This is a genomic window from Calditerrivibrio sp., assembly GCA_026415135.1.
GTDB lineage: Bacteria > Chrysiogenota > Deferribacteres > Deferribacterales > Calditerrivibrionaceae > Calditerrivibrio.
In genome coordinates, this window is record JAOAHS010000021.1 from 37,537 (window position 1) to 50,987 (window position 13,451).

14 protein-coding genes are annotated in these 13,451 nt (G+C 36.5%); all 14 read right to left on the bottom strand.

Features of this window, described 5'->3' with window-relative positions; genetic code table 11:
• The gene (locus tag N3C60_03775) at nt 1-1,872 is read right to left on the bottom strand and encodes a DUF115 domain-containing protein (GenBank protein ID MCX8084021.1); all 1,872 of its coding nucleotides are present in this window, start codon (nt 1,870-1,872) and stop codon (nt 1-3) included.
• An 83-nt stretch (nt 1,873-1,955) separates the two neighbouring features.
• On the bottom strand, nt 1,956-3,017 hold the full coding sequence (flhB, locus tag N3C60_03780) for a flagellar biosynthesis protein FlhB (protein ID MCX8084022.1): 1,062 nt from the start codon (nt 3,015-3,017) through the stop codon (nt 1,956-1,958).
• Nucleotides 3,017-3,796, bottom strand: coding sequence for a flagellar biosynthetic protein FliR (fliR, locus tag N3C60_03785; GenBank protein MCX8084023.1), 780 nt, complete (start codon nt 3,794-3,796; stop codon nt 3,017-3,019). The genes flhB and fliR overlap by 1 nt, the downstream gene beginning before the upstream one ends.
• A 1-nt stretch (nt 3,797) precedes the next feature.
• The gene (locus N3C60_03790) at nt 3,798-4,766 is read right to left on the bottom strand and encodes a dihydroorotate dehydrogenase-like protein (GenBank protein ID MCX8084024.1); all 969 of its coding nucleotides are present in this window, start codon (nt 4,764-4,766) and stop codon (nt 3,798-3,800) included.
• Nucleotides 4,759-6,195, bottom strand: a complete 1,437-nt coding sequence (locus tag N3C60_03795) for a phosphomannomutase/phosphoglucomutase (GenBank protein ID MCX8084025.1) — start codon at nt 6,193-6,195, stop codon at nt 4,759-4,761. The genes N3C60_03790 and N3C60_03795 overlap by 8 nt, the downstream gene beginning before the upstream one ends.
• Nucleotides 6,196-6,204: 9 nt before the next feature.
• The gene (locus tag N3C60_03800; GenBank protein MCX8084026.1) at nt 6,205-6,957 is read right to left on the bottom strand and encodes a DUF169 domain-containing protein; all 753 of its coding nucleotides are present in this window, start codon (nt 6,955-6,957) and stop codon (nt 6,205-6,207) included.
• A complete protein-coding gene (larB, locus tag N3C60_03805) occupies nt 6,947-7,759 on the bottom strand; it encodes a nickel pincer cofactor biosynthesis protein LarB (protein ID MCX8084027.1) in 813 nt (270 codons plus the stop codon). Before larB ends, N3C60_03800 begins: the two co-directional genes overlap by 11 nt.
• Nucleotides 7,728-8,318: an RlmE family RNA methyltransferase gene (locus N3C60_03810; protein ID MCX8084028.1), complete on the bottom strand. Its 591-nt coding sequence runs from the start codon at nt 8,316-8,318 to the stop codon at nt 7,728-7,730. The genes larB and N3C60_03810 overlap by 32 nt, the downstream gene beginning before the upstream one ends.
• On the bottom strand, nt 8,318-9,838 hold the full coding sequence (locus tag N3C60_03815) for an Rne/Rng family ribonuclease (protein ID MCX8084029.1): 1,521 nt from the start codon (nt 9,836-9,838) through the stop codon (nt 8,318-8,320). The genes N3C60_03810 and N3C60_03815 overlap by 1 nt, the downstream gene beginning before the upstream one ends.
• A 9-nt stretch (nt 9,839-9,847) precedes the next feature.
• On the bottom strand, nt 9,848-10,426 hold the full coding sequence (locus tag N3C60_03820) for an ADP-ribosylation factor-like protein (GenBank protein ID MCX8084030.1): 579 nt from the start codon (nt 10,424-10,426) through the stop codon (nt 9,848-9,850).
• Nucleotide 10,427: 1 nt separating this feature from the next.
• Entirely contained in the window at nt 10,428-10,910 is a 483-nt protein-coding gene (locus N3C60_03825) for a roadblock/LC7 domain-containing protein (protein MCX8084031.1), read from the bottom strand.
• Nucleotides 10,911-10,944: 34 nt separating this feature from the next.
• On the bottom strand, nt 10,945-11,547 hold the full coding sequence (recR, locus tag N3C60_03830) for a recombination mediator RecR (GenBank protein ID MCX8084032.1): 603 nt from the start codon (nt 11,545-11,547) through the stop codon (nt 10,945-10,947).
• 3 nt (nt 11,548-11,550) lie between these two features.
• Nucleotides 11,551-11,865 carry a YbaB/EbfC family nucleoid-associated protein gene (locus N3C60_03835; protein MCX8084033.1) on the bottom strand — a complete coding sequence of 105 codons (315 nt, stop codon included), beginning with the start codon at nt 11,863-11,865 and terminating at the stop codon, nt 11,551-11,553.
• Nucleotides 11,862-13,451, bottom strand: a 1,590-nt coding sequence (dnaX, locus tag N3C60_03840) for a DNA polymerase III subunit gamma/tau (protein ID MCX8084034.1), incomplete at its 5' end; no start/stop codon positions are given. The genes N3C60_03835 and dnaX, both read right to left, overlap by 4 nt.

The following is a 13,451-nucleotide window of genomic DNA, read 5'->3' on the forward strand; positions in this document are numbered from 1 at the left end:
TCAGCCAAGCTGCTCCTTCATCTTACGCATAGAGTTCCTCATCGCTTCTATCAGTTTAATGAGAACCAGATACATATCATCTACAAGGGCTACTACACTGAAATTTTTCTTATGTTCCGGTAAAGAAGAGGCAATAACCGCATTTATTTCTATGAAGCTTGTTATGTAATATGACTGCACGAAATGCATAAAAATTTCATAAAATTTTTTTGAGCCTAGTAAAGGTAAAGGCAATTGCAACTGATTAAAGAGATTATTTGCCAATGATTCATCAAATCGTCCTGTTTTTTCATAAGTCTCTATAATTTCCTTTTGAAATCTCTCAGTGTAAACTCTTCCTTTATTCAACTCTTTGATCACTTCCTCAGCAAAATTAATAGCATCGTTTACCTTTATTTTGAGCATATCTCTGTATTTAAGGATCTCATCTTCTGTTGGGTAACGTAAAGTAGCCTTTATATTGTCCACCACCTTTAAATCATTCGTTAGATACTGATCGGCTACCTCCTTGAAACTCATAATCTTTGTTCCAGGTATTTTGGCACCACCCTCAGTAGCATTGATTACAGTCCCAGCATATTCAGCAACATCTTTTTCATAAAATTTTAGAAATTTATACCATACATCTGTTGTCTTTATCTTAGGTACATAGTTTCCTTCTACTTCCAATATCCTATCTGGTGAGTAATACTGCTGTTCCTTTTCACCAAAAGTAGCACCTTTAGCATGAGTTACATCATTTTCACCAAAGGCAAGATCCTGTCCAATCAAGATAATCGGATTACACCCTAAATATTCAAGAACCTTAAAAGCCATATTTGCAGCAGATGGACCAATATCCAATATCCCCTTCTCTATCTCCAACCACTGGAATGTGGCAAAATTTCTATAAACAATAATCCTATTACCTGGAAAATTTGCATAGGTCTCTGGTCTTATAACAGGACACGCAGAAAGATAAACATCTTCCACATCCTCTTTTGTCAAACCCTCAAAAAGCTTAGCTGTAGCCAAAACCCTTTCAAGGGATGTGACCAAATGGGGCTTTAGACCGTACCTTTTCATCACCCTCACCGAAGCATCTGCAGCACATATAACTGCTTTATCCTCTAACCCTTTTAATTGCTCTATGTTTTTATTTAGAGATGGACCTGTAGCCACGACAATACCTGGTTTCCCCTTAAATTTATCTTTTAACTGATTGATACCTGGATTTTTTATAATCTCATTTACATTCAAAAAGATGTTTTCTATTCCAATAAGAGAATCCCATGGATCGTTACCATAATGGAGTAATACCTCTTTTATAGCATCCTTAAGGTGATTTATAATCTCTTTAAAGTATGATGGATTCATAGTAAGTGAAAATTTATTATCTATAATGTTCATAGCTTTTACATGAAGCTTAAGGTTTCCCATCATGAGAATGTTTCTAAAATTTAAAAACATACTTGAAGCAGGTTCACCTATGAATAAGAATATATACTGATTTTTTATAATAGATTCAAGATCTATAACCTTTAATGCATTATAAAAAGGCTCTATTTCAGGATCAACTACGATATACGCAGACTCATTGGAAAAATAATTCTGAATCATCGTGATCAACTCATACCCCAGCCCAAAACCGAAAATAACATTCAGTATTGGTAGTCTTATTTTCTCCCTAAGCTCTTGTACAATAGGTGTAACAGGATCATTGTTATCGTACACGTAGCTGTTACTTGGTTTATGAAATAGATTTGGATACTTTTTGGGATGATTAGAAGTGATTATCATATAGTTGCCTGTTGGCACGAAGCTATTAATCCTTTCATACAGCTGGGGACGATATTTTTTAAGATTTTCTAAGTTCTTCTTATAAAAATCCATATAAACTCCATCTAATCATTATTTAGGCATTTTAATGAATTGCAAACTTCTTGCCAGAAAAATAGGAAATTTTCTCCAAACTTTTACGCTACTCTGTTTTTTAATCTATAAACCATAGCCAATATTTCAGCAACAGCTTTATAGAGATTTTCAGGGATCTCCTCACCGATTTCCACTGAAGCAAAAAGTGTTCTCGCAAGGGGTGGATCCTCATGTATAACCACATTATTTTTTAAAGCTATCTCCTTTATTTTGAGGGCTACCAATCGCTGCCCTTTTGCCACAACCTTTGGGGCTCTATCCTTACCCATGTCATATTTTATCGCCACGGCATAATGGGTTGGATTTGTGATAACCACATCCGCCTTAGGTACCTCTTCCATCATCCTTTTACGTGCCATTTCCCTCTGCATACTCCTTATTCTCTGCTTTATCAAAGGGTCCCCTTCCATCTGTTTAAACTCTTCTTTTACTTCCTGTTTAGTCATTTTTAGGTCTTCATTGTACTGCCACTTTTGATATAAAAAATCCACAATAGAGATAACAAGAATTATTATGGCAAGTTTAAAAGCCACTTCATATATAAATTTACCAAGAAAATAAATTGATGACACCGGATCTGCATCCGATAGGGTTATTATAGTTGGTATTTTGCTTTTTATGATAAAATAAGCTGCTATACCGATAAAAAATATCTTCATCAAAGATTTTACCAACTCAAACAACCCTTTTTTAGAAAAGATCCTCCCAAAACCAGCTATTGGATCAAGCCTGTCCCATTTTGGAACCAAACTTTTGCTGGAAAAAACCACCCCAAACTGAACAATATTCGATAAAATAGCCACCATAACAAGGACAAACATTAAAGGTAACGTAACACTACCCATCGATTTAAGAACATCTACCAATAATAGGTACGCGCTCTCTTTATTTAGCCTGAAATCAGACAAAGAAAAGTATTTAATAAAATCCTTTTGGAATTGATCAACAATGACAGGCATATAAAAATAAAGTACTAGTACCGCAACGAGAAATGTTATCCCCGTTGCTAGTTCTCTACTTTTGGGGACATTACCCTCTTCTATCGCCTGCTGTCTTCGCCGCGGCGTGGCTTCTTCCGTCCTATCTCCATCCTGCTCAGGCATTATGCACCCAGATACTTGAATAGTCTTAGTATGTTATTGAGATAATCGTACATAAGCATCTCAAACATACTAAAGAAAAAGCTCATACTGGCTATTATTATAAACAATCCTCCAGCAATCTGTATAGGAAAACCAATGATCAGAATATTAAGTTGTGGTACAAGTCTTCCCATAATCCCTAAAACTACCTGTGTCACCAAAAGGGTAACAAATATTGGAGCTGTGATCTTAAGTGCAGTTAAAAATATATTGGCAAATATCTTTACGATGAAGATATAGGATTCTTGATTGAACACAAATACCCCCAGAGGTATCATCTCAAAAGATTTTACAATCGCTTGGATAACATACAGATGTCCACCAATGCTTATGAAAAAAAGAATCATCACGATATTTTGAAACTGTGCAACAAGTGAGATCTGTGTATTACTCTGGGGATCAAGAACATTTACTATACCAAACCCCATCTGAGTACCTATTATCTGGCCCCCAAACTGTACCCCCACAAAAATGAATCTTGCTATTAGCCCTGTAGCAATACCTATCATCAATTCTTTAATGATAATCAATATGAGTAAGAGATTATTAGCTTTTGACAAATCTATTAAGGTAATAGAAGGGAATATCAACAATCCCAATAAGATAGATAAAAAAAGTTTAATCCTTGCAGAAACTATTTCACTACCAAATACAGGTGCAGTAAATATGATACCACTGATTCTAATTACCGTTAAGAAGAACATTGCTATCCTATTGATATCAAAAAACATCTCAAACATTCTAATATCTATCACCTGCGTATTTCATATACTGGATCCTTTCAAAAGCCTTAAAACCACTATCAAATTTTGACGCTATTCCTATAATATCGTTGATGGATTTAAACCCCTTCCTATCTAAATATTCTTTCATCCCTTTTATCATCTCTGGGATAACCTGGAAACCGTTCTTATATATCGCAGATACCACTTGGAAAGTTTTAGCCCCAGCCATTAGATGCTGTAAGGCTATGTTGGCATTATGTATCCCAGTACTCGAAGATATATCGATTTCCACCTGACTTCTACAAACAGCTACATATCTTAAGACCTGATATGTTTCCTCAATACAGCTATATACTTCAAGACCCGCAAACTTCATATGCTCCACATCAATGGACATTCTAAAAAACTTGTTAAACAGGGTAACACCATCTGCCCCTGCATCTTTTAAACCTTTTACCATCATAGGAACAGAGGTGAAATAATAACCTATTTTAACAAGTATAGGCATATTCACAGCTTTTTTTACCGAATGCACTATATCAAAATACTTTTTTTCTATAAGTCTTGGGTCTTCTGCTACATTAAAAGGTATATAAGCAATATTTAGTTCAAGGGCATCAGCCCCTGCATCTTCTATCTGTTTTGCATAATCCACCCACCATTTGCCACCCAAACAGTTTACACTGGCTATAACCGGAATAAACAGATTTTTTTTTGCATCCTTTATAAAATCAAGATATTTTATGGAACCATATAACTTTGAAGAATCATTTAAAAAATATTCATAGGCTTCAGGGTGGTAATCATCATTACTACCGACCTCAGTGGAGAGTTCCTCTTCAAACAGGGACTTAAGCACCACAGCACCTGCACCCATCTCTTGAGACTTCAACAAACCATCAAGATGTTTAGTCAAAGTAGAACTACCCACTATCAAAGGACAACGCAACTTTAATCCTAAAAAACTTACACCAAGATCAGCCATTATTCACCTCAACAGAAATTCTATTCAACTCATTTGTAAAGATAGATCTATACCTATTCATATCCTCCATACTTTCAGCTTCAAACCTCATAACAAGTACCGGTTGAGTATTACTTGCTCTAAGTAAACCCCAACCATTTTCAAAATTAACCCTTATCCCATCTATGGTAATAATTGATTGTATCCCATACAACCCCTTATCCTTATATTCTTTAAATATGTCACTCATCTTTTCAACTACCGCAAACTTTTTATCATCATCACAATCTAATCTTATCTCTGGTGTGTTATATACCTTAGGTAAACCAGCCACCAAATCGGAACATACCTTTATGTTACCCTCTAATAAGTTATCCACATAAGCCTCTAAAAACCTCACAGCAGCATATATAGCATCATCAAACCCAAAAAACCTATCTTTAAAAAATATATGCCCACTCATCTCACCAGCCAATTCAGCTCCGGTTTTTTTTAGTTTATCTTTGATGAGGGAATGGCCAGTTTTCCACATAATTGCGTCAATTTCCATCCTTTGTAACGAGTCAAAGAGTAGTTTTGAAGATTTCACATCAGCTATCACAGTAGGCTTTACGTATCTTTTTTTCAGCTCTTTAGCATAAACATAAAGGAGCATATCCCCCCAAATGATATCACCCTTTTCATCCAAAACGCCTATCCTATCGGCATCCCCATCAAAAGCTACAGCAAAATCAGCATTGTGTTCTAACACAGCCTTTCTTACATCCACCAAATTTTCCTCAACTGTAGGATCAGGGTGATGGTTAGGAAATCTTCCATCTGGCTGACAGTAGAGTTCTATTACTTCTACTCCGAGCTCCTTAAAGATCTTAGGTGCAACCAAAGAAGCGGTTCCATTGCCTGCATCAATGACTACCTTAATCTTTTTAACTCTTTCCATTTTATCCATAAGAGGAGCAAACGTCTCCATATAAAAATCTATATAATCGACTAAAATATCATATCTTTTAATCACACCCTTTTCATCTGCTATATTGTAATCACCATTTAGCACACTATCCATGATTGACAAAATCCCTTCAGAGTGAATAGTATCCTTTCCAATACCAAATTTTAAACCATTGTATTCTGGTGGGTTATGGCTCCCTGTAATCATTATAAAACCATCACTATTTAGTTTGAATGAGGAAAAATAGGCCACAGGTGTAGGGCATATATGCAGATCAATAACATTACAACCTGTATCAGTTATCCCCTGAACAACCCCTGAAAATATCTCATCTGAAGAAAGTCTTACATCCCTGCCTACAGTAATAAAACTTTCGCCTTCTTTGTTACTTTTTATCTTTCTGGCCAGCACATTACCAATCTTTCTTGCCACATCACTATTAAATTGAGTTGGGACCACACCCCTAATATCATACTGTCTAAAAATCTCTTTACTTACCATCCAATCTCCTTATATATCATTTTCTTTCGTAATATAACTATCTGGTAAATCACATAGATCAGGCATCTGAAATGGTATCGGATATCTAATACCATTCTTATGTGTAGCCTCAAGCCCTTCAACAAGCTCATCTATATAATCATAAGGAAAAGACACTATCAATTCGAAATCCTGTGCCATCGCAAACCTTCTATCCCCAAGACATGGTATTTCTACAATAGGCTTTTTGGATATATATACCTCAGCAACACCTCTGGAACATACTCCTGCATCCCCCGAAGTCTTAAAAATAAATTCACCACCTCTTCGGTACAAAAACGCCTGAATAAAACGCATAGCCTGAGCTGAATTAACATATAGTACAACAAGATCCGGTATCACACCATCTACCGGTCTATTTATAGGAAATGTGAGCACCTGAACAGTGCCAGCATTTATCCTCGGCATCATAGCCTGCATCTTTTTTGCAGCTTCCATGTCCTTTTGATAGACATTACAATTTACATCACCGTTTATGATTCTTTCTGGAGTTTGTATTAGACCAGTACATGAAGCTCCTAAGACACAATAACTATCCTTTGCTTTTGCCAAAGTAGACCAACCATAGTATCTTGAATATGCTATCTGCTGGCATATACTCATCTTTTTATCATTCACCTTTATCTTAGGTAGTTCAAGATCTCCTCTGATTATCTTTACAGCTACTGGATTAGTTTGGGGTATGATTGTTTTATTCAAAACTGTCAAAAGCTTATCTAACATCGGCATCCTCCTTTTCTTTTTGCCTTAGTATTCTAAAGGCTGCTAATGCTGCACCAAAACCGTTATCGATATTAACAACAGAAACTCCATTAGCACAACTTGTTAGCATTGCAAAAAGTGGAGTAAATCCGTTTAAAGCAGTACCATACCCAACAGAAGTCGGTACAGCTATCACAGGATGAGGAAACAAACCAGCAACCAGTGATGGCAAAGCCCCTTCCATACCAGCAATAACCACAATTACATCAAAGGATTCCACTTCGTCTTTAATTTTAAAAAAACGATGGACACCAGCCACCCCCACATCGGCAAAAATCTTTGCATCGACACCACAACTATCCAGTGTCCAAAAACACTCCAAAGCCACTGGAATATCTGAACTACCAGCAGTCACTATCGCCACCTTACCTTTATGCCTTTGCACCTTCGAAGTGAGATACCTTACAAAACCTGCTTCTTCAATAGCCTCCATCATAGGGTAACGAAGGAGAAGAGCATCTATTTTCTCCTTGCTCAGCTTTGTACAGATAAATGAAATGTTATTTGTCATATACCGATCAGCAATCTTGATTATCTGCTCCAGTGACTTTGACGCACCAAAAACAAATTCATCAAAACCAAGCCTCTCTTTTCTAAATAGATCTACTTTCAACTCATCGGAGAACAGCATTAATAGGTTTGTGGAGAACGATTCTTTGTCTAATTCCCCTTTTAAAAGTCTATCGGCAAGATTCAAAAAAAACTCTTTATTCATCTTTTGATTTCCCCATCTATCCCTTTCTAAAACCTTTACATATAACATATATCTCAAAAGAGTTTTTCCTCGTTGCGTCGGGTCTTATAATCTTTACATCAGCAAAGCAACTTTTCAACCCTTTTATCAAACCCTCTCGTTCCTCACCATCGAAAAGTTTAAACAAAAGATTGCCATCTCTTTTTAAAACCCTCTTGGAAAAACTCACGACAGTTTTAACAAGATTTACACTATTTACATGATCCACAAATTTCTGCCCAGTTGTATTGGGAGCAACATCCGATATAACTGTATCAAATTCATCAGTAATACTCGTAATCTTCTCAAATGTCACCTCATCCAGTATATCACCTTTTATAAATGTAAACCTTTTATCAGTTATAAGTTCCATATCAAGCATATCGACACCCACTACACACCCCTTTTCCCCAATCAATTCAAGAACCACTTGACTCCAGCCACCAGGTGCAGCACCCACATCTAAAACCTTATCCCCTTTTTTTATAACTTTATATTTTTCATTTAATTCCTTCAATTTGTAGGAGGCTCTTGATCTATACCCTTCTTGTTTAGCTTTTTTATAATAACTATCTTTTCTAATATACATCAGCCTTTCTCTAAAGGGATTACTTCATAATGTTCTATATGGTAAGAATAATTAGGTTTAATCTCAATATGTAGCTGGAACATCATTTCGATGTCATCAATATTATCTTTCTCATTATTCAAAATAATATCTACCACATCTGGATGTGCCTCGACAAATATCTTCTTATTGGTAAAAAATGGTGCTATCCTTCTGATCTCCCTTAAGATATCGTAACATACCGTAAGCTTGGACTTTACCACTCCTCTACCTTCGCAGTAAGGACAAGGCTCTGTTAGTATTTTGTTCAAACTATCCTGCACCCTTTTTCTTGTTATCTCAAAAAGCCCCAACGGTGAAATATTAACAACTGAAGACTTTGCCCTATCCTTTTTCATCTCCTGTAAAAGAGTTTGTAGCACCTTTTCCCTATGCTCCTCCTTCTCCATATCTATGAAATCCACAATAATTATACCACCAAGGTTCCTCAATCTCATCTGCCAAGCGATTTCTTTAGCAGCTTCTAAATTTGTTTTTAAGATTGTTTCATCAAAATTTCTTTTACCAACAAACTTACCGGTATTAACATCGATGACAGTAAGAGCCTCCGTCTGATCGATTACAATGTACCCTCCCGACTTAAGCCATACTCTTCTCTCCAACAACCTGCTTATCTCTATTTCAATATTGTAGTAATCAAAAATAGGCATCTCATTTTCATAAAGTTCTATCTGAATCTGGTTATTTGACAAATAGTCTTTTACAAACGATTTTATTCTAAGATAATTGGCTTTCGTATCTAAAACAATCTTTCTCACCTCATCATTTGCAAGATCCCTAACGGTTCTAAATAACAAATCCAACTCTTCATATATAAGCTTAGGAGCACCTGATTCTTTGGCCTTATGGGAAACCCTTTCCCATGTTTTAAGAAGGTAATTCAGATCCGATCTCAATTCATCCTCACTGGAATTTTCACAAATAGTTCTAGCAATAAGACCAACATTCTGTGGCTTTATACTCAAAAGGATATTTTTTAGTCTTTCCCTTTCCAACTCATCCTCAATTTTTCTTGATACCCCGACATGATTGTAATAAGGCATAAGGACAAGATAACGGCCCGGAATTGTTATATTGGTAGTCAGTCTCGCCCCTTTCTGTCCAATAGGCTCCTTTGCCACCTGAACAATGATCTCCTGACCCTCCTGTAAAAGATCCTCTATTGGAACATATATTTTGTTAAGCCCATTATCCGAATCTATATCCTCTACCTCTGCAATGCGTTCCTCTAAAAGAGAAAAGTTTTCTGAATCATCTATGTAGAGATCTCCTGCATGTAAAAATGCAGCTCTCTCATGACCTATATCAACAAACGCTGATTGCATCCCAGGCAGTACTTTAACTACCTTCCCCTTGTAAATATTACCAGCAATACCTTTGTTTTTAGCCCTCTCCAAAAAGATCTCTGACAAACTATTGTTTTCAAGCACCGCCACACGAGTCTCATTAGGAGTAGAATTTATTATAATCTCTTTTGCCACTTACCCTCCCTATTTCATCTTCATCATCACTGCTTTTGATATAGCTTTTAGCGTTTCAAAAACCCCTTCACCTTTTATGGCCACAGCCTCAAAAGACTCCACTTTTCGGGTATTCAAGATCCTTTCCATCTCCTCTACAGATTCTATATCTGGTAAATCCCTTTTATTCCATTGCATCACCAAAGGGATCGTATCGTAATCCAATCCATTTTCCTTAAGATTATCAATGAGATTTTCCAGACTATCCATATTAGCATCCATTCTATCCTTTTGAGAATCAGCTACAAAAACTACACCATCTGCACCCTTAAGTATCAATTTTCTACTTGCATCATAAAACACCTGTCCTGGCACAGTATAGAGATGGAGTCTAACTTTGAACCCCTTTATCTCCCCCAATTTAAGGGGCATAAAATCGAAGAAAAGAGTTCTTTCCGTCTCTGTGGCCAGTGAAACCATTTTACCTTTTTGAGTCGGATCTGTCTGGTCATAGATATATTGGAGATTAGTAGTTTTACCACAAAGGCCAGGGCCATAATAAACTATCTTAAAGTTGATCTCTTTTGTGGAATAGTTAATAAAAGACATATCAAGACCCCTTTTTGAACATTTTATCTATATCGTCATCTGTTATATCATTAAATAACCCAGCAACGTTTTGCTCAGCATTGACGCTTTCTGCTATAATCTGGGAAATACTTTTTACATATTTTTTCATTTTAAGCCTAACAAGCCCTAAGGATGTACTATCATCAAACAAAACAACCAGAATAAGCTTTCCATCCACAAGTGTAATATTAAGATGTTCATTTTCCCCCTCATGAAAAAGTACGGAGAACTCCTTTTCACCAAGAAGCTTCGCTATACCATCTGTAGCTGCCACATTACCAGCAACGAGCGCAGCAAGAGAAGTGGCATCAAACTCCTGAGATTCTCCAGAACTTGCAACCATTTGACCACTTTTATCTATCAAAAAGGTGGCTTTTGAATTCGTTTCTTTCCTCAACAAATCGATCTGTAAATAAAGCTTTTCTGATACTTCATTGTTACTAAACCATGCTGGATTATTCATAAAAATTCACCCCGATATGGGTTTATTTTTAATTTTAATACATCTCTCTTCTGTTCTCAAGGGATTTTAGTATCGTTATTTCATCAGCGTACTCAATATATCCACCTATAGGAATACCTGTAGCAATTCTTGTTACCTTTATGTTGTAGTGCTTACTTATAAGTTTACTAAGGTAGATCGCCGTTGTATCACCCTCTACATCTGGATTTGTAGCAAGAATTACCTCTTTTACTCCATCATGTTTGATTCTCTCAAGAAGCCCATTTATCCTCAGATCATCCGGAGTAATCCCATCCAGTGGAGCAAGCCTACCCCCTAATACATGATAAACCCCTCTGTACCTACCACCAGATTCAAACAAAAAAACATCCTTAGCCTCTTCAACCACACACACTGTTGTCTTATCTCTGTTTTCATCCACACAGATTTGGCAATACTCCTCATCCGCCAAAGAGCCACACTTAGCACAGAACTTTGTATTTCTTTTTAGCTCTAAAAGAGCCCCAGCAATCTCTTCAACATCTTTCACACTCATCTTTAATAAATGCATTAATAGCCTAAGGGCAGTCTTCCTTCCAATACCGGGAAGTTTTGATAACACCCTGATACATTTTTCAAAAGATTTTGAATAGGTCATCTATCAAAACAATCCAGGGAAGTTTATACCAAGACCTCCAGTCAGTTTTGCCATCCTTTCACTCAGGAGATTTTGTGCTTTTTTAATCCCCTCATTTACTGCGGCTACAATAAGATCCTGAAGCATCTCAACATCCTCAGGATTAACAACATCCTTTTCTATACTTATACTCAGTAGTTCTGCTCTACCATTGAAAACGGCCTTTACCATACCACCACCAGCAGTAGCTTCAACTGTCTCTTTAGCTACTTCTGCTTGCACCTCTTCCATCTTTTTTTGCATAACCTTAGCTTGTTTCATTATCTGCTGAATATTCATCTTACCTCCAGATCTGATTTTTTATTTAATTTTTCGATATTTTCTATTTCTCCACCAAACTCTTTGAGAATCTTCTGGATCATTGGATTCTTTTCCACCTCTTTTCTAAGCATCTCCTCTTGGAAAGATCTGATTTCAGCCTCTGTTTTAACTAGGCTTTTTTTTTCTCCACCTTCATCAAATGTAATCAAGATCTCAAATTCACTTCCAAAAAAATCCTTAAAGCTCTTAATAAGAGACTTTTTTTTCTCAGGTTCAGTTAGCATCTTATAGGAGAAACTATCAAGAAAAGATACAATAAATCTATTACCATTCCTCTCCACAGCACCCTGAGCTATCAGAGCAGCAATAGATGGGTTTGTCTTACCCAAATTCTCAGCAAAATCTTTCCATTCCTTTTGGACTTCTGTCAATGTAGGCTTTTTCTCAACTTTCTTATTATCCTTTTCTTCAGGAACTCTACTGGCTACACTTGTAACATTTCCCAAACGGTCCGCAGGCAAAATTTTATCGATATTAGCCGCTTTAAAAACCCCAAACTCAAAAATATATCTTTCCATCGGCAAATATTTCATATCAGATAATGTCTTTTGGAAAACCTGAAAGAGGGCAAAAATCTTATTCATACTCAGCTTTGCCTTCAATCTCTCATAAAACTCTATCTCATCCCTTGTAAGAACCTTTTCAGGAAATCCACCGTTTATACCATGTAAAAGGTTTCTGGTATGAGTAATAAAAGTTTCTATAACAAACTGAAAATCGATCCCCTTCAAAGCCAACTCCTCAATAAATTGGAAAATCTTCTTAGTATCGGACTCCACTATCGCCTCATAGAGATCATTTGCAAGTCTCTGTTCGGATAGCTCTAAAATCTCATTCGTATTCTCAAAGGTAATAACCCCTCCGGTAAAGGCAACCAATTGATCGATCAATGATAGGGCGTCCCTCATACAGCCATCTGAGTTTCTTATTATGAGATTTAAAGAATCATCATCACACTGAATACCCTCTTTATCCATCACTTCTTTCAAATACTTTCTCATATATTCAGTAGGTATCTTTTTAAAATCATACCTTTGACAGCGGGATAAAATGGTCATAGGAATCTTGTGGGCATCTGTAGTAGCGAGTATAAATATTACATGTTCTGGAGGCTCTTCAAGGGTTTTAAGCAACGCATTAAATGCCTCATCCGTTAGCATGTGAACTTCATCAATTATATATACTTTATACCTATTACTTACCGGTAATATCCTAACATTTTCTCGAATGTTTCTTGCCTCTTCCACCTTTCTATTGGATGCCCCATCAATCTCAATAACATCGACCGATGTACCATTATTTATATCTTGACAGCTTATACATCTATTGCAAGGATTTACCCCATCTGGGTTGTGACAATTTACAGCTTTTGCAAAAACCCTTGCGGCTGTAGTCTTACCAATACCTCTGGGACCTGTGAAAAGGTAGGCATGCGATATCCTGCCCAGCTCAATTGCATTCATAAGGGTTTTAACAACAAACTCTTGCCCTACTATCTCATCAAAATTTTTAGGTCTATATTTTCTCGCAAGCGCTTTATACCT